Raw genomic sequence first — 23,436 nt, 5'->3', positions numbered from 1 at the left:
ATCACACGCGCAGATACTTGGTGGTTGCGATCAACGTGGGAATGATAGAGAGCAAAATCGCGACAATGGCAAGCCCCGATACCGCGAAAACCGTTTCCTGCCATCCAATCCAGGGCAAAGTCTGAATCGAGACTTCAGCGTTTCGGATGATCAGGGAATAGACCCCGGCGACCAATGTCCCGCCGGCCAGGACTGCTCCGGTGACACCGGCGACGAGGGTCTCCAGGACGAACGGCAGGGTGATGTAGGAATTGGAAGCACCCACCAGGCGCATGATGCCGATCTCCCGGCGGCGGGCGAAGACGGCCAGCCGGATGGTGTTGCCGATCTGCAGTCCGGCGGCCACCAGCAGCAGGGCGCTGGTGCCGAGCGCCGCCCATTGCGCCGTCCGCAGCCACTGGAACAACGGGTCGAAGATGTCCCGCAGGTCCTGGATGTTCTGCACCCCCGGCATCCCGCCCACCGCGGTCACCACCGTGCGGTACTGCTCGGGATCCACCAGCTTGATCCGGAACGACTCCTGCATCTGGTCGACGCTCAGTGAGTCCTTCAGCGGGCTGTTGCGATAGGAGGCGACGAAGTCGTCGTACGCCTGCTGCTTGGTCTCATGAAAGACCTCTTTGACCTCCGGATCGGTGCGCAGCGCCCGCTCGATCGCGGTGACCTGCTGGGGGGTGACGTCCTGGCCGGGGGTACAGCTGCTCCCGGCGGTGTCCTTGGTGCAGAGGAAGATCGAGATCTCGACCTTGTCGTACCAACGCCCCTTCATCAGCTGGATCTGCTGGGCGGCGAGCAGGCTGCCCCCGAAGAGGGTGAGCGACACCCACATGGTGACGATGATCGCGACCATCATCGAGGCATTGTGGCGGACCCCCGAGAAGGTCTCCGACAGGATGTGACGCAGACGCATGGTCCCCTCCTCAGGCCTGGAATCCGTAGGTGCCCTTGCCCTGGTCGCGGACCAGGTCCCCGTCGTCGAGCTCGATCACCCGCTTGCGCATCTGGTCGACGATGGTCGAGTCGTGGGTGGCCATCACCACGGTCGTCCCGAGTCGGTTGATCCGGTCGAGGACTTTCATGATCCCCACACTGGTGGTGGGGTCCAGGTTGCCGGTCGGCTCGTCGGCGATCAGGATGGCCGGCTTGTTGACGACCGCCCGGGCGATCGCGACGCGTTGCTGCTCACCGCCGGACAGCTCGTCGGTGAGCCGCTCCCCCTTGTCGGCGAGGCCGACCATCTCCAGCGACTCGGGCACCATCGTCCGGATGTCGCGCCGGGAGTAGCCGGTCACCTGGAGGGCGAAGGCCACGTTCTCCCGTACGGTCTTGCCGGGCAACAGGCGGAAGTCCTGGAAGACGGTGCCGATCCGGCGCCGAAGTCGCGGCACCCGCCAGGCGGGCAGCCCGGAGGTGTCCTTCCCGTCGACGTAGACCGTGCCTCGGGTCGGACGCAACTCGCGCAGCACCAGTCGGACGAAGGTCGACTTCCCGGAGCCGGAACGGCCGACCAGGAAGACGAACTCGCCGGCGTCGATGTCGAGGGTGATGTTCCTCAGGGCCACGTGCGCCTGGCCCGGGTACTTCTTGCTGACATTGTCAAAGCGAATCATGGGCGACGGGCCGGGCTGGGGACAGGGGGAAGGGTGGCCCGAGCCTGAGTCTAGGGCCGCACTTCCGCTCCACCGGGTAACCGTCTCCGGTCCGGCGCGTCACACCACCCGGAGATCCAAGGCGAGGGGATTCAAGGCGAGGGGATTCAGGCGGTGAGCTGTTCCTGCTGCTTGCGCCAGCGGATGCCGGCGTCGATGAAGCCGTCGATGTCGCCGTCGAACACGCCGTCGGGGTTGCCCACCTCGTGGTCGGTCCGCAGGTCCTTGACCATCTGGTAGGGGTGCAGGACGTACGACCGCATCTGGGAGCCCCAGGAGTTGCCGCCGTCGCCCTTGAGCGCGTTCATCTCGGCCTCGCGGTCCTTGCGGGCCTTCTCCAGCAGTCGGGCCTGGAGCACCCGCAGGGCGGCCGCCTTGTTCTGGATCTGCGACTTCTCGTTCTGACAGGAGACCACCAGGCCGGTCGGCAGGTGGGTGATCCGCACTGCCGAGTCGGTGGTGTTGACCGACTGCCCGCCCGGTCCGGAGGAGCGGAAGACGTCGACCCGGATGTCCTGCTCGGGGATGTCGATGTGGTCGGTCTCCTCCACCACCGGCAGCACCTCGACGCCGGCGAACGACGTCTGGCGACGACCCTGGTTGTCGAACGGGGAGATCCGGACCAGCCGGTGGGTGCCCTGCTCGACCGACAGGGTGCCGTACGCGTACGGTGCCTTCACCTGGAAGGTGGCCGACTTGATGCCCGCTTCCTCGGCGTACGACACGTCGTAGACCTCGGTCGGATAGCCGTGCCGCTCGCACCAGCGCAGGTACATCCGCATCAGCATCTCGGCGAAGTCCGCGGCGTCGACGCCGCCGGCCTCCGAGCGGATCGTCACGACGGCGTCACGCTCGTCGTACTCCCCGGAGAGCAGCGTCCGCACCTCCAGCGCGTCGAGAGTCTCGCGCAGCGCGTCGGCCTCCTGGCGGGCGTCGTCGAGCACCGAGGGGTCGTTCTCCTCCACCGCGAGCTCGACCATCACCTCGAGGTCCTCCAGCCGCTGCCGCAGCCCGCTGAGCCGCTTCACCTCGGCCTGCAGAGCGGACAGCCGCGAGGTCACCCGCTGGGCGTTCTCCTGGTCGTCCCACAGGTCGGGGGCGGACACCTGCTTCTCCAGCTCGGCGATCTCGCCCTTCATGGCAGCCGGATCGGACACCGCTTCGATCTGCCCGAGGGCATGTTCGAGGTCGGTGATGGTCTCGTTGATGTCTTCGGCAGCCACGAATGTGAAGTGTATAACGGCGACGGACGGCCCGGGGACCCGTCACTAGGCTGACGGCCGCCAACCCACAAGAGAGGCGACAGCGATGTCAGCGCCGACACCCACCCGGCCGGACTACACGACCGCAGAAGAATCCGTCATCATCCGCAACCGCGACGGTGTCCCTGTCGGGACCCGTCCGCACACCAGATGGACCTGGCAGAAGGTCGTGCTGTGGGTGGTGATCGCGGTGCTGGGCGCCGTCGGCTGGACGATGCTGGCGATCGTCCGCGGCGAGCGGGTGAACACTATCTGGTTCGTGGTGGCCGCCGTCTGTACGTACGCGATCGGCTACCGCTTCTATGCACTGTTCATCCAGAAGGCCATCATGCGGCCGGACGACAGCAATGCCACGCCGGGTGAACGGATCAACAACGGCAAGGACTTCGACCCGACCAATCGCGTGGTCCTCTATGGTCACCACTTCGCCGCCATCGCCGGCGCCGGACCACTGGTCGGCCCCGTCCTCGCCGCCCAGATGGGCTACCTGCCGGGCACGCTGTGGATCATCCTCGGTGTGGTCGTCGCCGGAGCCGTCCAGGACATGCTGGTGCTGTCCTTCTCGATGCGCCGCGGCGGCCGCTCACTCGGCCAGATGGCCACCGACGAGATCGGGCGGATCGGCGGTGCGATCGCCACGGTGATCGTCTTCGTGATGTTGATGATCGTGCTCGCCGTGCTCGCTCTGGTCTGCGTCAACGCGCTCGCCGACAGTCCGTGGGGCGTCTTCTCGGTGGCGTGCACCATCGTGCTGGCGATCGCGATGGGCCTGTGGCTGCGATACGTCCAGCCCGGCCGGATCACCTCGGTGTCCATCGCCGGCTTCGTGCTGCTGATCGTCGCGATCATCTCGGGGCGTTGGGTCTCCACCAGCCCGCTGGCCGGCTTCTTCCACCTGTCCCCCACCGCGCTCGTGGTGTGGATGGTCATCTACGGCTTCTTCGCCGCAGTGCTGCCGGTCTGGGTGCTGCTCACCCCGCGTGACTACCTCTCGACCTTCATGAAGGTCGGCACCATCGTCGTCCTGGCGGTCGGCATCATCGTCGTACGCCCGATCGTGCAGATGCCGGCGGTGACCGAGTTCGCCTCGAACACGGCAGGTCCTGCGTTCGCCGGCACGCTGTTCCCCTTCCTGTTCATCACGATCGCCTGTGGGGCGCTGTCCGGCATGCACGCGATGGTGTCGTCCGGCACCACGCCGAAGATGATCCAGAAGGAGTCGCAGGTCCGGATGATCGGGTACGGCGGCATGCTGATGGAGTCCTTCGTCGCGATCATGGCCCTGGCCGCCGCTGTCTCACTGAACCAGGGCATCTACTTCGCGATGAACACCTCGGCCGCCACGATCAACACCCTGGCCGGCCCCCAGGTCGTGGCGACGCAGGGCACCAGCAAGGAGGACGTCGCCGCTGCGGCGGTGCACAACCTCAAGGTCACCGACGCCAAGGGGAACCCGATCGAGGCCCGCTGGGATTCCACCGACGAGAACGGGACCCCGGTCACCCTCACCGGAGGCGACGCCCTGCGTCAGGTCGCCAAGGACGTCGGTGAACCGTCGATCGTCTCCCGCACCGGCGGCGCGCCGACGCTGGCGGTCGGCATCGCCAACATCACCCACCGGTTCGCCGGCGGGCGGACGATGATGGGCTTCTGGTACCACTTCGCGATCATGTTCGAAGCGCTGTTCATCCTGTCCGCGGTGGACGCGGTCACCCGGGTGGCTCGCTTCCAGCTCTCCGATGCCATCGGCAACCTGGTCCCCCGCTTCCGCGATCCGTCCTGGCGACCCGGCGCCTGGCTGTCCACTGCCGTGGTCGTCGCCGCGTGGGGCTCGCTGCTGCTGATGGGGGTCACCGATCCGCGTGGCGGCATCCAGACGCTGTATCCGCTGTTCGGCATCGCCAACCAGTTGATCGCGGCGGTGGCCCTGATCGTGGTGACCGTGATGGTCGTCCGCAAGGGCTTCGTGAGGTACGTGTGGATCCCGTTGGTGCCGCTGGCCTTCGACGTGGCGACGACCTTCACGGCGTCGTGGCAGAAGATCTTCTCCTCCGACCCCGCGATCGGCTACTGGAAGCAGTGGAGTGTCGCCCGGGTGGCGTACGACAAGGCCACCGCGGCCGGAAAGGCCGACGTCGCCCAGGTGCAGCACGAGGTCATCCGCAACACCTTCATCCAAGGGACGCTGTCGATCATCTTCCTGGCCGCGGTCGCGGCCGTCCTGGTGTTCGCCGCGGTGCGAGTGTTCACCACGCTGCGCACCCATGACACCAGCACCTCGGAGGACCCGCACCAGGAGTCGAACTTCTACGCGCCCAGCGGCCTGGTCGCCACCGCGCTGGAGAAGAAGCTGGTCGCCGAGTACGCGGTCGTCGGCGACCCCGACCTGATCCCGGGGCGCCGGCATGGCGAGCACTGACCCCGCCGGACTCACCTGCGTCCTGCGGGAGACGTACGCCGCGGCACGATGGTGGGTGCGGGAGTTCTCCGGAGAGTCGGCGTACGACAAGTACCTGGCCCGTCATCGGCGTGACCACGGCGATCACCCGCCGATGAGCCAGCAGGAATTCTGGCGGGCCCGGGACCGATTCCACGAGCGCGACGTGTCATCAGGATGCTGCTGATGCGCGGGATGAAACGGCCGTGCCGCCGACGGCACTCGACTCGGGCGCGAGCCCGCTCCATGAGAAAGTGACATCATGACGACTCACATCGTGACCATGGGGGGCGGAGGCTTCTCCACTTCGCCCACCGGCGCAGCAACGAAGCTGGACAAGTACGTGGTGGACCTCGCGGGCAAGCCGAATCCGGTGGTCTGCTTCCTGCCGACCGCGTCGGCGGACGATCCGCGCTACATCAACCGTTTCCTCACGGCGTACGGTGCCCTCGGGATCCGGCCGATCGTGGCGACCCTCTGGCACGACGCCGCACGCTCGGTGTCGCGTCTGGAAGAGGCCGACGTGATCGTCGTCGGTGGCGGGCTGACGGTGAACCTGATCGCCCTGTGGAACGCGCACGGGGTGTCGACGAAGGTGCGCAAGATCATCGACTCGGACCGCGATGTCGTCATCGCCGGCTACGCCGCCGGCGGCGGGGCCTTCTACGAGGGCTGCACGACCGACTCGTTCGGCCCGATCATGGCCTGGCGAGGCGGCCTGGGCGCTCTGCCCGGCTCGTTCTGCTCGCACTACCACTCGGAGGGCGAGCGGGCCCCGATCTTCGCCGAGGCGATCGGCGAGGGCACCCTGCCGAGTGGCTACGGCGTCGACGACGGTGCGGCGATCCACTGGGTCGGCGGCAAGCCCAAGGCGTTCCTCGCCGAGGACACCGAGGCCAAGGTCTACCGCGTCGAGGGCACCGAGGAACCCACCTCCTCCGGCGTCTACATCAACGCCGAGCGGATGCGGGTGCTCTGACGGGGTACTGACCCGATTCCCCGACATACGACGGCCGGTGACCAGAGGCGTGGATGCCCGGCCACCGGCCGCTCGTCCGTCCCGGAGTCCGCACCGGGCGTCGGAGAAGACAGCAGGGTCAGTGACGGTAGCTGAAGATCACCTCGCGACGGGACGGCTCCCCGAAGACGACGCCGCGCGCCGCCATGTCCGCCCGGACCGGGGCGGTCGCTTCCCACCCGTTCTCCATGGTGGCGGCGTCCGTCCAGACGGTGCCGGTCATCCCCTGCCCGGTCGCCCGGTCGACGAGCTGCTGGACGCCGAGGAATCCCTCGAGCCGTCGCAGCCCGGGAACGACCACGTCGCGGAAGTTCGCCAGGGCCGCGTCGAGGGCAGCGGGATCCACCGTTGCGGGTAGCACCCTGAGCTGGCTCCCGGGGCCCGGGTCGCCAGGCAGTTCGGAGACCGCCAATTGCGGGCATGTCGCCGCTGGCGGACCGGATGGATGACCCCGGGGCCGTCGCGCAGGGCTCCGGCGCCCCCGTCGGGGAGGTCGGCGACGGTAAGTCGACGGTGAGTGATCCTTTCGGATCCGTTCGCCACCGACGAACGGCTGGATGACGCGGAGCAGGGAGACGGAACGCCGACACGTCGCATCCGGCGATGTCGGGTGTCCGCATGAGGACACATGGGTGGGCACAACCGGACTCGAACCGATGACATCCTGCTTGTAAGGCAGGCGCTCTACCAACTGAGCTATGCGCCCTCAGGGCAGGCGCCCACTATAGCGGGAAGTGGGAGTGCACCGCCTCCAGGTGCTCGCCCACGTCGCGGGCCGTCGGCAGGTCGACCTGCTTGGACCAGGCCAGCACGCCGTCGGGACCGATCAGGTAGGAGTGCCGCCGGTCACAGCCGATCTTGTCGTCGAAGGCCCCGTACGCCCGGCCGATCGCCCCGTGCGGCCAGTTGTCGGAGACCAGGGTGAACTCCAGGCCGAGCTGGCGGTCCATCTCGCGCAGGACGAAGGTCGTGTCGATCGACACCGCAACAAGCCGACAGTCGGCGGCGTCGAAGAGATAGGCCATGTCACGCAGGGCCTCCAGTTCGGTGCGACACACCGAACTGAACGAGAAGGCGAAGAAGAACAGCAGCACCGGCCGTCCACGCCACGCCTGCAGGTCGAAATCCCGGCCGTGCTGGTCACGGCTACGGAAGCCCGGGACCGTCGCCCCGACGACGGGGACCTGCTGCTCCATCAGCGCCGGCCACCCCGGGGTCGGACCAGTTTGCTCGCACTCCAGTCACCCGAGACGCTGCTCGTGGTGGAGGTCTGGGCCAGCCCGGAGGTGATCGCCGCCTCGGCGATGTCGGCCGGCTCCACGTGTCCGTCGCGTCCGACCTTCGGTGTCAACAACCAGATCACGCCGTCGGTCTTGAGGTCCGTGAGGGCATCGACGAGGCCGTCGGCGATGTCGCCGTCGTTCTCCCGCCACCACAACAACACGACATCGACCGCCTCGACGGCGTCCTCCACGAGTTCGCCGTCCACGGCGTCCTCAATGGCGATGCGCAACGTGTCGTCCACGTCCTCATCCCAGCCCAGCTCCTGGACGAGCTGGCCGGCGGCAAGGCCCAAACGGCCTGCGGCGTCGCTGGCCACGGAGATGTCCCCTTTCGGTGGTACGTCAAACACACACAAGAAGTGTGGACACCACATTGCCAGACCCCGGGCCCGACGTCACGTCACCCCGGCCGTCGGACGGTCGACTCCCCTCCGGACACCGCAGGACGTGGACCACTAGGCTGGTAAGGCCTGCGAAAGCTCCTTAGTCTTTGCCTGATCACACAATGACGACGACCAAGGTCGGCACGAACGGATAGGACGATGCATGGCCAATCGCGGTGACCGCCCAGCGCTGAGCGCCCAGGGCCTCCCGAGCCAGCTTCCCGACGTTGACCCCGAAGAGACCGAGGAATGGATCTCCTCCTTCGACGGGCTCCTCGAGGAGAAGGGCCCCCACCGAGCTCGCTACATCATGCTCGAGCTCCTCGCCCGCGCCCGCCAGCGGCAGGTCGGCCTGCCGTCCCTGCGGTCCACGGACTACATCAACACGATCAGCACGGCCGACGAGCCGCTCTTCCCGGGCGATGAGCAGACCGAGCGGGAGATCCGCCGGGCGCTGCGCTGGAACGCCGCGGTGATGGTCTCCAAGGCCAACCGCAAGGGCCTCGAGGTCGGCGGGCACATCGCCACGTACCAGAGCGCCGCGAGCCTCTACGAGGTGGGCTTCAACCACTTCTTCCACGGCAAGGACCACCCGGGCGGCGGCGACCAGGTCTACTTCCAGGGACACGCCTCCCCCGGCATGTACGCCCGGGCCTTCCTCGAGGGACGGCTCACCGAGTACGACCTGGACGGCTTCCGCCAGGAGGTGTCGCGCGGCCCGCACAACGGCCTCTCGTCCTATCCGCACCCCCGCCTGATGCCGGAGTTCTGGGAGTTCCCGACCGTCTCCATGGGCATCGGCCCGCTGAACGCGATCTACCAGGCCCGGTTCAACCGCTACCTGCACAACCGCGGCATCAAGGACACCTCCCAGCAGCACGTCTGGGCATTCCTCGGTGACGGCGAGATGGGCGAGCCGGAGTCGCTCGGCGCGATCGCCCTGGCGGCCCGCGAGGAGCTGGACAACCTCACCTTCGTCATCAACTGCAACCTGCAGCAGCTCGACGGGCCGGTCCGCGGCAACGGCAAGATCGTCCAAGAGCTGGAGTCCTTCTTCCGGGGCGCCGGCTGGAACGTCATCAAGGTCCTCTGGGCGCGCGACTGGGACCCGCTGCTCGCCGCCGACCACAACGGTGCGTTGCTGCACAAGATGAACAGCACGCCGGACGGCCAGTTCCAGACCTACTCGATCTCCGACGGAGCGTACGTCCGGGAGAAGTTCTTCGACACCCCCGAGCTGAAGCGGATGGTCGAGGGCTACACCGACCAGCAGCTGCAGCGGCTGGGCCGCGGCGGCCACGACTATCGCAAGGTCTACGCGGCCTACCAGGCAGCCATGGACCACGTCGGTCAGCCGACGGTGATCCTGGCGCACACCGTGAAGGGCTGGACGATCGACGCTCTCGAGGCGAAGAACGCCACCCATCAGATGAAGAAGCTCACCTCGGCCGATCTCAAGGCCTTCCGTGACCGGCTGCACCTGCCGATCCCCGACTCCGCCCTCGAGGACGCCTATCACCCGCCGTACTTCAAGCCGGCCGACGACTCGCCGGCGATGCAGTACATGCGGGAGCGTCGCGCGGCCCTCGGCGGCCCGGTGCCGGAGCGCCGGGTGCACCCCCGGGCCCTCAAGCTGCCCGGCGACGAGGTCTACAAGGAACTGATGGCCCCGGGCAACCCGAAGGCCAAGGTCGCCTCCACGCAGGCCTTCGTCCGGCTGCTCCGTGACCTGATGCGCGATCCGGAGATCGGCAACCGGATCGTACCGATCGCGCCGGACGAGTTCCGTACGTTCGGCATGGACTCGATGTTCCCGACCGCCAAGCTCTACGACCCGCACGGTCAGACGTACGAGTCGGTCGACCGCAAGCTGCTGCTTGCGTGGAAGTCCTCCGCCCAGGGTCAGCTGCTGCACGAGGGGATCTCCGAGGCCGGCGGCCTGGGCTCGTTCACGGCGGCGGGCACCGCGTACGCCACCCACGGCGAGCCGATGATCCCGGTGTTCATCTTCTACTCGATGTTCGGCTTCCAGCGGGTCGGCGACTTCATCTGGGCGGCCAGCGACCAGATGACCCGCGGCTTCCTGATCGGTGCCACGGCGGGGCGTACGACGCTGACCGGCGAAGGCCTGCAGCACGCCGACGGCCACTCCCCGCTGCTCGCCTCGACCAATCCGGCGGTCGTCCACTACGACCCGGCCTTCGGCTTCGAGGTCGCGCTGATCGTCCGCGACGGCCTGCGCCGGATGTACGGCCACGACGACCCGGAGCACCCGAACGGCGAGGACGTCATCTACTACCTGACGGTCTACAACGAGCCGGTGCAGCAGCCCGGCCCGGAGGCCGATCTCGACGTCGAAGGCGTGCTCAAGGGCCTGCACCTGTTCCGGCGGGCCGAGGACCACGGCTACGCCCGGGTGCGTCTGCTCGCCTCCGGCGTCTCGGTGCCGCAGGCACTCGTCGCCCAGCAGATCCTGCGGGACGAGTGGCAGGTCGACGCCGACGTCTGGTCGGTCACCTCCTGGAACGAGCTGAACCGTGACGCGCTGGCCTGCGCGAAGTGGAACCTCGGCCACCCGGCCTCCGAGCGGCGGGTCCCGTACGTCACGCAGAAGCTGTCGACCACGACCGGGCCGGTCGTCGCGGTCAGTGACTACATGCGTGCCGTGCAGGAACAGATCCGACCGTACGTTCCGGGGCCGTTCACTTCCCTGGGGGCCGACGGGTTCGGCTTCGCCGACACCCGTGCCGCGGCGCGGCGCTTCTTCCAGATCGACGCCCAGTCGATGGTGGTCGCGGCACTCGAGGCGTTGGAGGCCCAGGGCGGGTACCGTGCCGGGGCCGCCGCCGAGGCGTTCGCCCGGTACCGGATCGACGACCCGACCGCGGTGGCCCAGGTCGCCCAGGAAGGCGCCGGCGCCTGATCATGGCCCTGACCTGGATCCAGCTCCCCTCGACCCGTTCCCGCGCCTCGATCGCCCGTCGCCTGCGCCAGGTGGCGGCCAAGATGACCACCGCGGCCATCACCGCGGTCGACTCGCGCTACGAGTGGTTCGGGCGTCTCAGCCCGGAGCACCGGGCCTCGGTCACCCTGGTCGCCCGTTCGGGCGTCGACGGGTTCATCGACTGGTTCGGCGAGGGGGGCTCGGAGCGGCAGGTGCAGATCTTCGACCGGGCCCCGCGGGAGCTGTCCCGGCAGGTGTCGCTCAAGCAGACGGTCGATCTGACCCGCAGCATCATCGACACCGTCGACGCCCAGATCGACGAGCTGATGCCGCGGGCCGACCGGCCGTACCTGCATGCGGCGCTCAACGAGTACAGCCGTGACGTCGCCTTCGCCGCCGCCGAGGTGTACGCGGCCGCGGCGGAGGTGCGCGGCGCCTGGGACGTCCGCCAGGAGGCGACCGTCGTCGACGCGGTGATGCGCGGCGAGGTGGACGACGCGGTGATGTCGCGGGTCGCCACCCTCGGCTGGCGCTCGACCGTCGGGGCGCTGGTGATGGTCGGCGCCGCACCGGGCACGGAGGCCGAGACCAAGATCGAGGACACCCGCCGGATGGCCCGCACCCGTGGGCTGGACTGTCTGGCCGCGGTGCACAGCGACCGTCTGGTCGTCGTCCTCGGCGGGCCGGCGCTGACCGCCGACGGTGACCCGCTGTCGGTCGTCGGTCCGCTGGCCGAACGGTTCGGCGACGGACCGGTGGTGGTCGGGCCACGGGTGGACCGGCTGGCCGAGGCCGGCGGAAGTGCCCGAGCCGCGCTGTCCGGGCTGCGGGGGGCACCCGGCTGGCCGGCCGCCCCCCGACCGGTGCACGCCGACGATCTGCTGCCCGAGCGGGCGCTGTCCGGCGACGGGCACGCCCGCCGGGCGCTGGCCCGCGACGTGTACGGCCCGCTGGTCGAGTCCGGCGGCGGCCTGCTGGAGACCCTCACCTGCTTCCTCGACGAGGGACTGTCCATCGAAGCCTCGGCCCGCGCGCTGTTCGTCCACGCCAACACCGTCCGCTACCGGCTCAAGCGCATCCACGAGGTGACCGGCTACTCGCCCACCGATCCGCGGGACTCGTACACCCTGCGACTGGCTCTCACCCTCGGACGACTGCTCGGCGACCACGGCGCCTGACCTGTCATCCCTTGACCTGTCACACCCTGGCCCGTCGGGCGCTGACTTGTGGGATTCCGACAAACTTGGGACGCCCGATTTCGTGCGCGGCATCCGGCGGCCGACCGGGCCGAGGCGGGAGAGTGGGAGCGTGCTCGCAGTCGTCGCGCCCGGACAGGGTGCCCAGAAACCAGGCTTCCTCCGACCATGGCTGACCGACCCGGTCGCCGCCGACCGACTGAACTGGCTGTCGGCGGTCTCGGGTCTCGACCTCGAGTACTACGGCACCGAGGCGGACGAGGACACCATCCGGGACACCGCCGTCGCCCAGCCGCTGCTCGTGGCTGCTGGCCTGGTGGCCACCCTCGCCCTCTTCCCCACCGCCGACGACGTCGCGCGGATCGGTGCGGTGGCCGGCCACTCGGTCGGTGAGATCACCGCCGCAGCCGTCGTCGGCGTGCTGTCCGCCGAGCAGGCGATGGTCTTCGTCCGCGAGCGCGGCAAGGGCATGGCCGAAGCGTCGGCCGTACGTCCCACGTCGATGGCGGCCGTGATCGGCGGCAAGGAGGACGAGGTGCTCGCGGCGATCGAGGCCGCCGGGCTCACCCCCGCCAACCACAACGGCTCCGGGCAGATCGTGGCCGCCGGCACCGTCGAGGAGCTGGAGGCGCTGAAGGCTAACGCCCCGCAACGCGCCCGGATCATCCCGCTCAGCGTCGCCGGCGCCTTCCACACCCGGCACATGGCCCCGGCGACCGCCCGCCTGGAGCGGCTGGCCCGGGCCGTCGCCCCGCAGGACCCGAGCACCCGGCTGCTGCAGAACCGCGACGGCCAGGTCGTCGCGTCCGGCGCCGACATGCTGCAGCGCCTGGTCGGGCAGGTCGAGGCGCCGGTCCGCTGGGACCTGTGCATGGCCACCCTGCGTGAGCTCGGTGTCACCGGTCTGCTGGAGCTGCCGCCGGCGGGTACGCTCACCGGCATCGCGAAGCGCAACCTCAAGGGCGTCGAGGTCTTCGCCCTGAACACCCCTGACGAACTGCCCGCCGCCCGGGCGTTCGTCGCCGAGCACACCCCGTCCGACCCCACCGATGCCACGGAGGCGACCCGATGACCTTCTCTCCCCGTCACGCGATCAAGGCGTCCGAAGGATCGCCCTTCTCCCGGATCTACGGGATGTCCGGCTACTCCCCCTCGCGGATCGTGACCAACGAGGAGGTCTGCACCTGGATCGAGTCCTCCGACGAGTGGATCCGCACCCGGTCGGGGATCTCCACCCGGCACTGGGCCACCGGCGACGAGACCGTCGAGTACATGGCCGCCGAGGCCGCCAAGAAGGCGATCCAGCGCTCCGGCGTGCCGGTCGAGGAGATCGGCGCGATCGTCGTCGCCAGCGTCGGCTGGTTCTCCCAGACCCCGAGTCTGGCCTGCGTGGTCGCCGGTGACCTGGGCAGCAAGGCCGCGGCGTACGACATCTCGGCCGCCTGCGCGGGCTTCTCGTACGCCATCGCCCAGGGTGACGCGCTGGTCCGCGCCGGCGCCGCGAAGTACGTGCTGGCCATCGGTGTCGAGCGCCTCTCCGACCTCACCAACAAGGAGGACCGTTCGACGGCCTTCATCTTCGGTGACGGCGCCGGCGCGGCGGTCATCGGCCCCTCCGACGAGCCGGGCATCGGCCCGGTGGTGTGGGGGTCGGACGCCGAGCAGGGCCACCTGATCCAGCAGGTGCCGCACTGGCCGGAGGCGATCGCCAAGGGCGAGATGCCAGTCCTGGTGATGGACGGTAACCCGGTCTTCAAGTGGGCCGCGTTCACCGTGTGCCACTACGCCGAACAGGCTCTCGCCGCGGCCGGTCTGGCACCGGAGGAACTGGACGTCTTCGTCCCGCACCAGGCCAACGACCGGATCACCCAGGCGATGGTGCGCACCCTCAAGCTCCCCGAGTCGGTGCTGGTGTCGCACAACATCGCCAACACCGGCAACTCCTCGGCCGCGTCCATCCCGATGGCCATCGAGGCGTTGTACGCCGACGACCAGGTGCACTCGGGTGAGACCTGTCTCATCATCGGCTTCGGCGCCGGGCTGGTCTATTCGGGCCAGGTCATCGTCCTGCCCTGATACCTTCCAACCTGACCAAGCCACCCACCAAGGAGAGAAGTATGGCTACCACCGAAGAGATCACCGTCGCCATGGGCGAAATCGTCAACGAGGTCGCGGGCATCCCGGTCGAGGACGTCCAGCTCGACAAGTCCTTCACCGACGACCTGGACATCGACTCGCTGTCGATGGTCGAGATCATCTACGCCGCGGAGGAGAAGTTCGGCGTGTCGATCCCCGACGAGGAGTCCAAGAACCTCAAGACCGTGGGCGACGCCGTCGCCTACATCGAGCGCGCGTCCAACTGACGTCCGCCTCGGGCGTACGGGACGTACGCCTCCGGCGTGCCTGAGGTGACGCCTCCGGCGTCCTGACATGTACGCCTCCGGCGTGGGGCCGGCCGTGGTCGGCCCCACGCCAGCAGAACACTTCCCGCGATCGCTAGGAGACCCTGAACCATGTCCTCCACCGTTGTCGTCACCGGGTTCGGTGCCACGACCCCTCTCGGCGGAGATGCCGCCACCACGTGGGCCAACGTCGTCAAGGGCACGTCGGGTGTCCATGCGCTGTCGTACGACTGGGCACAGGACCTGCCGACCCGGATCGCCGCAGAGGCCGCCGTGGATCCCGCCGAGCTGATCGACCGGGTCGAGGCGCGCAAGATGGATCGTTCCACCCAGCTCGGTGTCGTCGCCGCCCTTGCCGGCTGGCAGCACGCCGGATTCGATCTGGGCGAGGGGAACACGGTCGATCCCCGCCGTCTGGCCGTGTCGATCGGCACCGGCATCGGCGGCCTGCACACCCTGATCGGGCAGTGGGACGTGCAGAAGGAGAAGGGCCACCGCCGGGTGAGCCCGTTCACCATCCCCAAGCTGATGGCCAACGCCCCGGCCGCGTCGGTCGGGCTGCGGCTGCGGGCCCGGGCCGGCATCCACACCCCGGTCTCCGCCTGCGCCTCGGGCAACGAGGCGATCGCGCAGGGCCTGGACATCATCCGGCTGGGCCGCGCCGACGTGGTCGTCGCCGGCGGTGCTGAAGGTGTCATCCACCCGCTGCCGCTCGCGGCCTTCGGCCAGATGCAGGCCCTGTCGCGCCGCAACGACGAGCCGGAGAAGGCCTCCCGGCCCTGGGACAAGAACCGTGACGGGTTCGTCCTGGGTGAGGGCGCGGCCGTACTGGTGCTGGAGTCGTTGGAACACGCCCTGGCCCGCGGCGCCACCATCTACGCCACCCTCGCCGGTGCCGGCGTCACCTCCGACGCGTACGACATGGTCGCCCCGGATCCGGAGGGCTTCGGCCAGGCGGAGGCAGTCCGGCAGGCCGTGCAGGACGGCGGGCTGCAGCCCTCCGACATCAAGCACGTCAACGCGCACGCCACCTCGACCCCGGCCGGTGACCTCACCGAGGTGCTGTCGGTGCGGGCCGCGCTCGGCGCAGCGACCGACGACGTCATCTTCACCGGCACGAAGTCGCAGACCGGCCACCTGCTCGGTGCGGCCGGCGCGATGGAGTCGATGTTCACCGTCCTGGCGCTGAAGGACCGCATCGTCCCGCCGACGATCAACCTCGAGGATCCCGAGGACTCCCTCGACATCGACATCGCCACCACGGCACGTCAGCTGCCGCAGGGTGAGATCGCCGCGATCAACAACTCGTTCGGCTTCGGCGGCCACAACGTGGCGCTGGCCTTCACCACCGCCAACATCACCGAGGGCTGATCAGCACCGGTCCGGCCGGCACCCGGCTGACCGGACCGACAGCGCGCGACCCCCTCGCCCGGATGCTCCGGGCGAGGGGGTCGTGTCGTCTGCCCACGGCCGGGCAAGGTGCCACCGTGGGCATACGGGGCGGCTCAGACCGCGGGATGCATCCAGCGCACCGGAGCGCCCTCCCCCGCCCAACGGAACGCCTCCAGCTCGGCGTCCCAGGGCTCGCCCAGCAGTTCGGTCAGCGCGGTCGCCGGATCGTCCTGGCCGAGCGCCCAGCGGACCCGTTCCTCGGGCACCACGATGTCACCGCTCATGCCGACCTGGCCCCGGAACATCCCCCGCCGCGGGGTCCACATCCACCGCTGCCCGTCGGTGACGGCGGTCGGTTCCTCGGTCAGCTCGAACCGCAGGTGGTCCCAACCGTTCAGCGCGGAGGTCACCTTCGCCCCGAGACCCACCGGACCGGCCCAGGCGTACTCCGTACGCCGCAGTCCCGGCTCGGCCGGTTGTGGCCGCCAATCCAGGTGGATGGGCACACCGAAAGCACCGCCGACGGCCCATTCGACATGCGGGCACAGTGCAGACGGTGCGGAGTGGACGTACAGGACGCCCCGCGTATTCGTCATGTCGTTCCTCCCTGGTTACGAGACACGCCTTCCCCAGCACTCTCGCGTCCACGTCGGAACAGCCCCTATTCTTGCCGACCGGGGGCCACCGCGCCAGTCGTCCGCGTCCCTTACCGGGACGCCCGCTCCCCGAAGATCGCCCGGCCGACCCGCACGCAGGTGGCACCGTGGGCGATCGCCAGCTCGAAGTCGCCCGACATGCCCATCGACAGCTCGTCGTAGCTGCCGGCGGCCCGATCGTCCTGGCGGAGGCGTTCCTGGAGCGTACGCATCGCCTCGAAGCACGCGCCGACCCGGGCGGCGACGGGTGAGTGCACGGCGACCGTCATCAGCCCTCGTACGCGCAGTGCGTCGTACGCCCGCAGTTCGGCGGCCAGCGCCGCGGCGTCCTCGGGCGCGACGCCGGACTTCTGCGGCTCACCGGACGAGTTCACCTCGATCAGCACGTCCAGGGCCCGTCCCTCCGCCTGCAGGCGCCGATCCAGCTCGCGGGCCAACCGCAGTGAGTCGAGGGCCTGGAATTCGGCGGCGAACCGAGCCACGTCGCGCGCCTTGTTCGTCTGCAGGTGGCCGATGATCGCCCACTCCATGCCCGGCCAGTCCTGGCTGGCCTCCCACTTGGCCAGCGCCTCCTGCACCCGGTTCTCCCCCAGCCGACGGTAGCCGGCGTCGTACGCCTGTCGGACGAGGTCGAGGCCGTGGGTCTTGCTGACCGGCAGCAACCGCACCTCGCCGGGGTCACGTCCGACCGTACGGCAGGCCGCGTCGATCCGGGCCCGCACCTCCGCCAGGTTGCTGCGTACGTCCACCATGGCAGGCACCCTACCGAGGCCGCCGGCGGCTCACGGCCACCGGGCAACTCACGGCCACCGGGCGGCCAGCGACACCACGCCGAGGCAGGCCAGCAGCGCGAAGGCGGTGGCGACGCCGACGTAGCGGTTGGAGACGTCCACGGCGACCGCCTCCTTGCCGACCGAGGAACCGATGTCGCGGTAGACCTCCTTGAGCTGGCCGGCGGTCTGGGCGCGGTAGGCCTTGCCACCGGAGATCCGGGCGACCGTCGCCAGCTCGTTGTAGTCGACCGGGACCGGCTGGCGGCTGCCCTCGATCACGATCGACCCGGTGAGGGTGCCGTACGCGATGGTGTAGATCGGCACCGCCTGACTGCGCGCCTGGTCGGCCGCCTGGGCCGCCGGGCGGCCGATGGTCGTGAAGCCGTCGGAGAGCAGCACGATCCGGGCGGGTGGCGGATCGTCCGGGTGCTGCGGGTCGGGGGGCACCTGGCTGAGCGCCGACAACGAAGTGTAGATGCCGTCGCCGATCGCGGTGGACGGCTGCAGGCGCAGTCCGTCGATCGCCGCGGTGACCACCCCGCGGTCCTGGGTCGGCGGCACGATGATGGTCGCGGTGCCGGCGAAGGACACCAACGACACGTTGAAGGTGGCGGGCAGCGAGCGGACGAACTCGGTCGCGGCGTCCTTCGCCGCGGCCAGCCGGGTCGGCGAGACGTCGTCGGCCTGCATGGACAGCGACACGTCGATCGCGACGACGATGGTGGCCCGCTCGCGGGGGACCATCACGTCCTGTTTCGGCCGGGCGAACGCCACGGTGAGCGCGACCAGGCTGAGCACGGCGAGCAGCACAGCGAGATGGGTCTGCCAGCCGCGCTCGACCCGCAGCGAGGCGAGCAGTGGGTCGTGCCCGCCCCGGCCCCCGGCGGATCGTCGGGACACGACGAGGTGGATGAGGAGCAGCAGCGGGACGAGCAGCAGCCACCACAGTCGGCCCGGGGAGAGGAACTGGATCAACGGGATCATCGGCGCCGCGCTCCCAGGGTGATGGCCGCCAGGGTCGCCAGCACCGCCGCGATCATCGCATACCCGGCGAAGGTGGAGCTGACGTCACTCGACTTCTTCTCGGTGCCCACCTCGGAGCGGATGTCCTGGTAGACGCTGTCGAGGCGACGGGTGTTGTCGGCAGTGAACGTCTGGCCGCCGGTGATCCTGGCGACCTCTGCCAGCACGGCCGGATCCGGCGGGACAGACTCCCGCTTGCCGTCGACGTCGACGTAGCCGTTCTCGGTGCCGAAGGCGATGGTGTGCACCGGCACCTTCGCCTCGGCCGCCCGCTGCGCCCCTTGGACGGCGCTGGTGCCGGCGGTGCTGTCCCCGTCGGAGAGCAGCACGATGGCGCCGGGGGCGAGCTTGTCCGGCTGGGCCGGGTCGCGGGGGGCCTGTTCGAGTGCTCTCAGGCCGGCGAGGATGGCGTCGCCGATCGCGGTGGACTCCTGCGGCTTGAGCCCGGCCAGGGCCCGGGTGACGGCGGCGTGGTCGAGGGTCGGCGGGACGACGACGGCGGGGGCACCGGAGAGGGTGACCAGGGCGACGTTGTAGCGGGGCGGGATCGCGTCGACGAAACCGGTGGCCGCGCTGACCGCTGCCTGCAGCCGGCTCGGCTCGACGTCCTTGGCCTCCATCGACAACGAGACGTCCATCACCAGCACCACGGTGGCACGTTCCCGGGGAACACCGGCGATCGTGGTCGGCCGCGCCCAGCCGGCCACGCCGGCGCCGAGCGCCAGCAGGGACAGGGCGACCGCGAGGTGGCGCCGCCACTGCGAGCGTCGCCCGCCGACCAGGTCGAGCAGGGCGGTCGTGGTGAAACGTACGCCGCGCCGTCCGGGCCGCCGGCAGGCCCAGACGTAGAGGCCGACGAGCACCGGGATCACCAGCAGGAACAGCAGCCGCCACGGGTCGCCGAAGCTGAGATTGCGGAAGAACTCCGCCGGCCCGTTCACCGGGTGCTCCGTCCCGGGATCACCGGGCCACCCCGCGGGGCGGGCGGTGCAGCACCGCTGCGGTGCGCCGGTAGCCGAGCACGAACCGAGCGATCTCGGCGACCCAGTCGCCGTCGGTCCGCAGCACGATGTGCCCCACGCCGGAGCGGCGCAGCGCCAGCCGGGTGCGCTCCCGTTGCCGGGCCGCCGCCTCGTCCATGGCCCGGCGCAGGCGTACGTCACCGGTGTTGACGTAGCGCTCGAACGGGGTCTCCGGAGACCGTACGAGGATGTCGCCGAGATCGGGGAACTCGATCTCACGCCGGTCGATCACCTCGACGGCGATCACCTGGTTGCGGACCGACAGCCGGCGCAGCGCGCGTTCCCACTCCGGCGGCGCCTCGAGGTCGAGTTCGGTGTCGCCGGGGGTGAGGAAGTCGGAGACGACGATCCGCAGCCCGCGGCGGCGCTGGGCCCGGCCCAGCTCGTCGATGGCGCGGGACAGCGGCAGACCCGGGTCGGTGTCGTCGGGGACGATCGGCTCCTCCAGCAGGGACCGCAGCAGACCGTAGAGAGCGGTCCGGCCGGAGCGGGCGGGGATCAGACGTACGTCCCCGGGGCGCATCACCATCCCGCCGAACCGGTCACCCATCCGCTGGGAGAGGAAGCCGAAGGTGGCCATCGCGGCGATCCCGAGGTCCCGCTTGGTGACGCCGGCGGTGCCCCAGTTCATCGACGGGGTCACGTCGAGCAGCGCCCACACCTCGAGCTCGCGGTCGGCGATGGTGTCGCGGACGTGGGTGATCCGGGTGCGCGCGGTGACCGGCCAGTCGATCTTGCGGACGTCGTCCTCCCCCGGCAGGTAGGGCCGGGCGTCGTTCGGATCGCTGCCCGGGCCGGGCAGCACACCCAGATGGTCGCCCTGCAGGAAGCCCTCCAGGCGGCGTACGACGGTCAGCTCGAGACGGCGCAGGGCGGCTTCCGGGGCGAGCCGGTCCAACGGCAGGGTCGGACGGTCCGGCGGCCGGACCAGGGAGGACGCGGGCCCGTCAGCCATGGAACCCCGGCTGCGGGAAGGCAGCGGCGCGCGGGTCGGAGCCGCTCGGGACCGGTGCCGGCTGGTCCCACACCGGGGTCGGGGCCGGGACCATCGCCGTCACCCGGTCGATCACCTCGGCGGGGTCGATGTTGTCGGCGACCGCGTCGAAGCCGAGCTGGATGCGGTGCGACATCACGTCGCGGGCGACGGCCTGGACGTCGGTCGGCAATACGTAGTCGCGCCCGTGGATCAGGGCCAGGGCGCGGGCGGCGCCGACCAGGCCGAGGGTGGCCCGGGGCGAGCAGCCGATCGCGATCACCTCCGCCAGATCGGGCATCCCGAAGTCGGCCGGGGAACGGGTGGCGAGCACCAGCCGGACGATGTACTCGGCGACGAGCCGGTGGACGAAGACGTGGTTGGTGCGGTCCTGCAGGGCGAGCACCGACGCGTTGTCGAGCACCGGCCGGGCCACCGGGGCGTCGACGCTCATCCGTCGCAGGATCTCGAACTCCTCGTTCCCGTGCGGGTAGGGGACGTCCACCTTGAGCAGGAACCGATCGCGCTGGGCCTCCGGCAGCGGGTAGACCCCCTCGGACTCGATCGGGTTCTGGGTGGCGATGACGATGTAGGGCTTGGGGGCCGGGAAGGTGGTGCCGCCGATGGACACCTGGCGTTCCGCCATCACCTCGAGCATCGCCGACTGCACCTTGGCGGGCGCCCGGTTGATCTCGTCGGCGAGCAGGAAGTTCACGAAGATCGGGCCCAGCTCGACGTCGAAGCCCTCCTGGGACGGCTTGTAGATCCGGGTGCCGACGATGTCGGAGGGCACCAGGTCGGGGGTGAACTGGACCCGGGCGAAGTCGCCACCGACGACGGTGGCGAAGGTCCGTACGGCCAGGGTCTTGGCCGTGCCCGGCACGCCCTCGAGGAGGCAGTGCCCGCGCGCGAGCAGGGCGACCATCAGTCGCTCCACCATGTGCTCCTGGCCGACGATGACCCGCCGCACTTGCGTCAGGGCCTCGTCGATCAGTCGGGCCGCCTCCTGGTTGTCCACCGCATGTCTCCCGTCCTCAGGTCCGGACCATCCTCGCAGACCGCACGTCCATCATCGGCCACCACTCAAGCCGGACCTCCGGTCGTGGACCCGGGTGGGGCAGCCGTCCGGACCGGGGCAGGCCGGGAGCGCATCTGGTGTGGATCGGGGATGGCCTCGCCTCGCCAGGCTTGGCCGGTGTGATGTGATGGGGCCGATGACTGCACCCTCCGCCTCCGCACACGGGCCCGGGCCGCTCGCCCGGCCGCTGCGGCCCGAGGACCCGCCGCGTGTCGGCGGGTTCTGGTTGGACGCCCGCCTGGAGTCCGGTCCGGCCGGCGTGGCGTACGCCGCCCACGCCGGTCCCCAGCACGGCGACGGCGCACAGGACGGCGACAGCACGCCGGACCGCGGCGACGACATGGAGCGCGCCGGCGACCGTGCGGTGGTGCTGGTGCTGTTGTCGCAGGGGGCGGCGGCCGACAGAGCAGCCCGTGACCGGTTCACCGGGCGGATCGATCCGCTGCATGTCGACCTTGTGATCGCCCGCGGGGGCCAGGGCCAGGACACCGGACGGCACACCTCCCGGCTCATCCCTGCCGAGGCCCCGGTCGACGACGGTGTGCCCGACGCTCCGTGGGTGGCGCTGCCCGCGGACCGCTCCGCACTGGCCGCGTCGATCCTGGCCGATGTCGCCCTCGCCCTTCCCTCCGCGACGCCCGTCGCGGGGCCGGACTACCGCCTGCCCTGGGCCGACGACACCGCGCCGGGACGTACGTCGCAGTGGCCGTTGCCGTGGCCGGGCCGTCACGACCGGGCGGGCTGGGTGTCGCTGTTCGTTGCCTGGCTGCTCACCGTGCTGGTGGCCGCGATCGCGGTGCTGGTGGCGATCCTGTTGTTCCGCAACGAGCCGCCGCAGAGCCCGCCGCCGCCGCAGCCGCAGTCGGCCTCGCCGTCGCCGTCGTCGGCGTCTCCCTCGCCGTCGTCGGCCTCGCCCTCGCCCACCCCGTCACCCCGGTCGGCCTCGCCGTCCCCGTCCTCGGCGTCCCCGTCACCGGCCACCTCGGGATCGGGCAACCCCGAAAGGTCGAAACTGTGATCCCTCGTCTCATCGCGACGGACCTCGACGGCACCTTCCTGCGCCCCGGCGGCACCGTCTCGGCGGTCAACGCCCGCGCCGTCCGGACCGCCCTCGACGAAGGCGTCCACGTCGTCTTCGCCACCGGACGCCCGCCCACCTGGATGCAGCCCATCGTCGACCTCGGCCTGCCCCACACCCCGGTGATCGGCTGCAACGGCGCGATCCGCTACGACGCCGCGACCGGCGAGATCGCCGAGGTGGTCGACATCGCCCCCGACCTCATCGCGGCACTGGGGGCCCATGTCCGGGAGGCCCTGCCGGGGGCAACCCTAGGGCTGCAGCGGCCCGACGCGTTCGGGTACGAGCCGGGGTACATGGAGTCCCCGCCGGAGGTGCCGGGCTATCGATGCGCCCCGTTGGAGGACCTGCTGCCGGGCGGCCCGGTGCTGAAGGTGCTGGTGCAGACGTACGACACGCCGCTGGACGCCGTGCTGGCCGTGCTGCGGGACGTGGCCGGCGACGCCCTGACGCTCACCTGGTCGACCGCCGGGGTGGCGGCCGGCGACCGGGTGCTGGTGGAGGTCGGCGCCCGCGGCGTGGACAAGGCGGCGATGCTGGCCCGCTACTGCGCCACGCTCGGCGTCGGGAGTCAGGACGTGGCCGCCTTCGGGGACATGCCGAACGACCTGGGGATGCTGAGCTGGGCCGGCCAGGCGTACGTGATGCCGCCGACCCACCCGCTGCTGGCCGAGGTCGGACAGGCCGTCGACCGTCCGTGCGCGGACGACGGAGTGGGCCGGACCATCCTGCAGTGGTTCAGCCGGGCGGGCCGGACGGACAGTGGCCGGCGCCCGTGACGCCCGCCTGGTCAGACACCCCCCTGGTCAGACACCCGCCTGATCGGACGACGCTGGACGGATGGCACGGGCGCGGCACCCGACGAGG

23 protein-coding genes and 1 tRNA gene are annotated in these 23,436 nt (G+C 70.1%); 11 read left to right on the top strand and 13 right to left on the bottom strand.

Translation table 11 applies throughout. The features are described from left to right. Position 1: 1 nt before the first annotated feature. The 3 genes from ftsX to prfB all read right to left on the bottom strand — a co-directional run bounded on the left by ftsX (position 2) and on the right by prfB (position 2,872). Positions 2–904, bottom strand: a complete 903-nt coding sequence (ftsX, locus tag R0146_RS11445) for a permease-like cell division protein FtsX (RefSeq protein ID WP_317692394.1) — start codon at positions 902–904, stop codon at positions 2–4. 16 nt (positions 905–920) lie between these two features. After that, positions 921–1,610: a cell division ATP-binding protein FtsE gene (ftsE, locus tag R0146_RS11440; RefSeq protein WP_317689771.1), complete on the bottom strand. Its 690-nt coding sequence runs from the start codon at positions 1,608–1,610 to the stop codon at positions 921–923. Positions 1,611–1,756: 146 nt separating this feature from the next. Continuing rightward, positions 1,757–2,872, bottom strand: a complete 1,116-nt coding sequence (prfB, locus tag R0146_RS11435) for a peptide chain release factor 2 (RefSeq protein ID WP_317689769.1) — start codon at positions 2,870–2,872, stop codon at positions 1,757–1,759. A gap of 85 nt (positions 2,873–2,957) precedes the next feature. Here prfB and R0146_RS11430 point away from each other — a divergent pair, with 85 nt between their 5' ends. The 3 genes from R0146_RS11430 (at position 2,958) to R0146_RS11420 (ending at position 6,327) form a co-directional block, all read left to right on the top strand. Further along, positions 2,958–5,330, top strand: a complete 2,373-nt coding sequence (locus tag R0146_RS11430; protein ID WP_317689767.1) for a carbon starvation CstA family protein — start codon at positions 2,958–2,960, stop codon at positions 5,328–5,330. Then, on the top strand, positions 5,317–5,535 hold the full coding sequence (locus R0146_RS11425; RefSeq protein WP_317689765.1) for a YbdD/YjiX family protein: 219 nt from the start codon (positions 5,317–5,319) through the stop codon (positions 5,533–5,535). Before R0146_RS11430 ends, R0146_RS11425 begins: the two co-directional genes overlap by 14 nt. A 75-nt stretch (positions 5,536–5,610) precedes the next feature. Next, the gene (locus R0146_RS11420; protein ID WP_317689763.1) at positions 5,611–6,327 is read left to right on the top strand and encodes a Type 1 glutamine amidotransferase-like domain-containing protein; all 717 of its coding nucleotides are present in this window, start codon (positions 5,611–5,613) and stop codon (positions 6,325–6,327) included. 118 nt (positions 6,328–6,445) lie between these two features. Here R0146_RS11420 and R0146_RS11415 read toward each other — a convergent pair whose 3' ends face one another. The 4 genes from R0146_RS11415 to R0146_RS11400 form a co-directional block, all read right to left on the bottom strand. Beyond that, a complete protein-coding gene (locus R0146_RS11415; protein WP_317689761.1) occupies positions 6,446–6,712 on the bottom strand; it encodes a hypothetical protein in 267 nt (88 codons plus the stop codon). A 287-nt stretch (positions 6,713–6,999) separates the two neighbouring features. After that, positions 7,000–7,072, bottom strand: a tRNA-Val gene (locus R0146_RS11410). Between the two features lie 16 nt (positions 7,073–7,088). Beyond that, entirely contained in the window at positions 7,089–7,562 is a 474-nt protein-coding gene (locus tag R0146_RS11405; RefSeq protein WP_317689760.1) for a redoxin domain-containing protein, read from the bottom strand. After that, entirely contained in the window at positions 7,562–8,023 is a 462-nt protein-coding gene (locus tag R0146_RS11400; RefSeq protein WP_411567144.1) for a DUF3052 domain-containing protein, read from the bottom strand. Before R0146_RS11400 ends, R0146_RS11405 begins: the two co-directional genes overlap by 1 nt. Positions 8,024–8,195: 172 nt before the next feature. Between R0146_RS11400 and aceE the strand changes: the two genes are divergently transcribed. The 6 genes from aceE (at position 8,196) to R0146_RS11370 (ending at position 15,945) form a co-directional block, all read left to right on the top strand. Beyond that, positions 8,196–10,955, top strand: coding sequence for a pyruvate dehydrogenase (acetyl-transferring), homodimeric type (gene aceE / locus R0146_RS11395; protein ID WP_317689755.1), 2,760 nt, complete (start codon positions 8,196–8,198; stop codon positions 10,953–10,955). A gap of 2 nt (positions 10,956–10,957) precedes the next feature. Continuing rightward, positions 10,958–12,154, top strand: coding sequence for a PucR family transcriptional regulator (locus R0146_RS11390; protein ID WP_317689753.1), 1,197 nt, complete (start codon positions 10,958–10,960; stop codon positions 12,152–12,154). A 130-nt stretch (positions 12,155–12,284) separates the two neighbouring features. After that, a complete protein-coding gene (locus tag R0146_RS11385; RefSeq protein WP_317689752.1) occupies positions 12,285–13,244 on the top strand; it encodes an ACP S-malonyltransferase in 960 nt (319 codons plus the stop codon). After that, positions 13,241–14,248 (top strand): beta-ketoacyl-ACP synthase III, encoded by a 1,008-nt coding sequence (locus R0146_RS11380; protein WP_317689750.1) that lies wholly within the window; start codon positions 13,241–13,243, stop codon positions 14,246–14,248. Before R0146_RS11385 ends, R0146_RS11380 begins: the two co-directional genes overlap by 4 nt. Before the next feature lie 41 nt (positions 14,249–14,289). Continuing rightward, positions 14,290–14,535, top strand: coding sequence for an acyl carrier protein (locus R0146_RS11375; protein WP_317689748.1), 246 nt, complete (start codon positions 14,290–14,292; stop codon positions 14,533–14,535). Between the two features lie 150 nt (positions 14,536–14,685). Further along, on the top strand, positions 14,686–15,945 hold the full coding sequence (locus tag R0146_RS11370) for a beta-ketoacyl-[acyl-carrier-protein] synthase family protein (protein WP_317689746.1): 1,260 nt from the start codon (positions 14,686–14,688) through the stop codon (positions 15,943–15,945). A 134-nt stretch (positions 15,946–16,079) separates the two neighbouring features. On the opposite strand, the gene R0146_RS11365 is transcribed toward R0146_RS11370, so the two are convergent. The 6 genes from R0146_RS11365 to R0146_RS11340 form a co-directional block, all read right to left on the bottom strand. After that, on the bottom strand, positions 16,080–16,562 hold the full coding sequence (locus R0146_RS11365) for a DUF3145 domain-containing protein (RefSeq protein ID WP_317689745.1): 483 nt from the start codon (positions 16,560–16,562) through the stop codon (positions 16,080–16,082). A gap of 110 nt (positions 16,563–16,672) precedes the next feature. Beyond that, positions 16,673–17,371, bottom strand: a complete 699-nt coding sequence (locus R0146_RS11360) for a YggS family pyridoxal phosphate-dependent enzyme (RefSeq protein ID WP_317692393.1) — start codon at positions 17,369–17,371, stop codon at positions 16,673–16,675. A 51-nt stretch (positions 17,372–17,422) separates the two neighbouring features. Further along, the gene (locus R0146_RS11355) at positions 17,423–18,379 is read right to left on the bottom strand and encodes a VWA domain-containing protein (protein ID WP_317689742.1); all 957 of its coding nucleotides are present in this window, start codon (positions 18,377–18,379) and stop codon (positions 17,423–17,425) included. Continuing rightward, entirely contained in the window at positions 18,376–19,359 is a 984-nt protein-coding gene (locus R0146_RS11350; protein ID WP_317689740.1) for a VWA domain-containing protein, read from the bottom strand. Before R0146_RS11350 ends, R0146_RS11355 begins: the two co-directional genes overlap by 4 nt. A gap of 19 nt (positions 19,360–19,378) precedes the next feature. Next, positions 19,379–20,395, bottom strand: a complete 1,017-nt coding sequence (locus tag R0146_RS11345) for a DUF58 domain-containing protein (protein ID WP_317689738.1) — start codon at positions 20,393–20,395, stop codon at positions 19,379–19,381. Next, on the bottom strand, positions 20,388–21,431 hold the full coding sequence (locus R0146_RS11340) for an AAA family ATPase (protein WP_411567143.1): 1,044 nt from the start codon (positions 21,429–21,431) through the stop codon (positions 20,388–20,390). Before R0146_RS11340 ends, R0146_RS11345 begins: the two co-directional genes overlap by 8 nt. Positions 21,432–21,627: 196 nt before the next feature. Between R0146_RS11340 and R0146_RS11335 the strand changes: the two genes are divergently transcribed. Together R0146_RS11335 and R0146_RS11330 are read left to right on the top strand one after the other, a co-directional pair. Then, positions 21,628–22,509: a hypothetical protein gene (locus R0146_RS11335; protein WP_317689736.1), complete on the top strand. Its 882-nt coding sequence runs from the start codon at positions 21,628–21,630 to the stop codon at positions 22,507–22,509. Further along, entirely contained in the window at positions 22,506–23,348 is an 843-nt protein-coding gene (locus R0146_RS11330; RefSeq protein WP_317689733.1) for an HAD hydrolase family protein, read from the top strand. Before R0146_RS11335 ends, R0146_RS11330 begins: the two co-directional genes overlap by 4 nt. The last annotated feature ends 88 nt before the right edge of the window (positions 23,349–23,436 follow it).

This window comes from Raineyella sp. LH-20 (genome assembly GCF_033110965.1).
GTDB lineage: Bacteria > Actinomycetota > Actinomycetes > Propionibacteriales > Propionibacteriaceae > Raineyella.
The sequence above is the reverse complement of the archived record's forward strand: the minus strand, read 5'-3'. Positions and strand labels throughout refer to the sequence as shown.

Bases quoted from the DNA above. Each gene is read 5' to 3' on its own strand.
- R0146_RS11355 (WP_317689742.1), bottom strand. From the start codon at position 18,379: ATGATCCCGTTGATCCAGTTCCTCTCCCCGGGCCGACTGTGGTGGCTG.
- R0146_RS11430 (WP_317689767.1), top strand. From the start codon at position 2,958: ATGTCAGCGCCGACACCCACCCGGCCGGACTACACGACCGCAGAAGAA.
- R0146_RS11365 (WP_317689745.1), bottom strand. From the start codon at position 16,562: ATGACGAATACGCGGGGCGTCCTGTACGTCCACTCCGCACCGTCTGCA.
- R0146_RS11345 (WP_317689738.1), bottom strand. From the start codon at position 20,395: ATGGCTGACGGGCCCGCGTCCTCCCTGGTCCGGCCGCCGGACCGTCCG.
- R0146_RS11390 (WP_317689753.1), top strand. From the start codon at position 10,958: ATGGCCCTGACCTGGATCCAGCTCCCCTCGACCCGTTCCCGCGCCTCG.
- R0146_RS11400 (WP_411567144.1), bottom strand. From the start codon at position 8,023: ATGTGGTGTCCACACTTCTTGTGTGTGTTTGACGTACCACCGAAAGGG.
- aceE (WP_317689755.1), top strand. From the start codon at position 8,196: ATGGCCAATCGCGGTGACCGCCCAGCGCTGAGCGCCCAGGGCCTCCCG.
- R0146_RS11335 (WP_317689736.1), top strand. From the start codon at position 21,628: ATGACTGCACCCTCCGCCTCCGCACACGGGCCCGGGCCGCTCGCCCGG.
- R0146_RS11405 (WP_317689760.1), bottom strand. From the start codon at position 7,562: ATGGAGCAGCAGGTCCCCGTCGTCGGGGCGACGGTCCCGGGCTTCCGT.
- R0146_RS11420 (WP_317689763.1), top strand. From the start codon at position 5,611: ATGACGACTCACATCGTGACCATGGGGGGCGGAGGCTTCTCCACTTCG.
- R0146_RS11425 (WP_317689765.1), top strand. From the start codon at position 5,317: ATGGCGAGCACTGACCCCGCCGGACTCACCTGCGTCCTGCGGGAGACG.
- R0146_RS11375 (WP_317689748.1), top strand. From the start codon at position 14,290: ATGGCTACCACCGAAGAGATCACCGTCGCCATGGGCGAAATCGTCAAC.
- ftsE (WP_317689771.1), bottom strand. From the start codon at position 1,610: ATGATTCGCTTTGACAATGTCAGCAAGAAGTACCCGGGCCAGGCGCAC.
- R0146_RS11370 (WP_317689746.1), top strand. From the start codon at position 14,686: ATGTCCTCCACCGTTGTCGTCACCGGGTTCGGTGCCACGACCCCTCTC.
- R0146_RS11380 (WP_317689750.1), top strand. From the start codon at position 13,241: ATGACCTTCTCTCCCCGTCACGCGATCAAGGCGTCCGAAGGATCGCCC.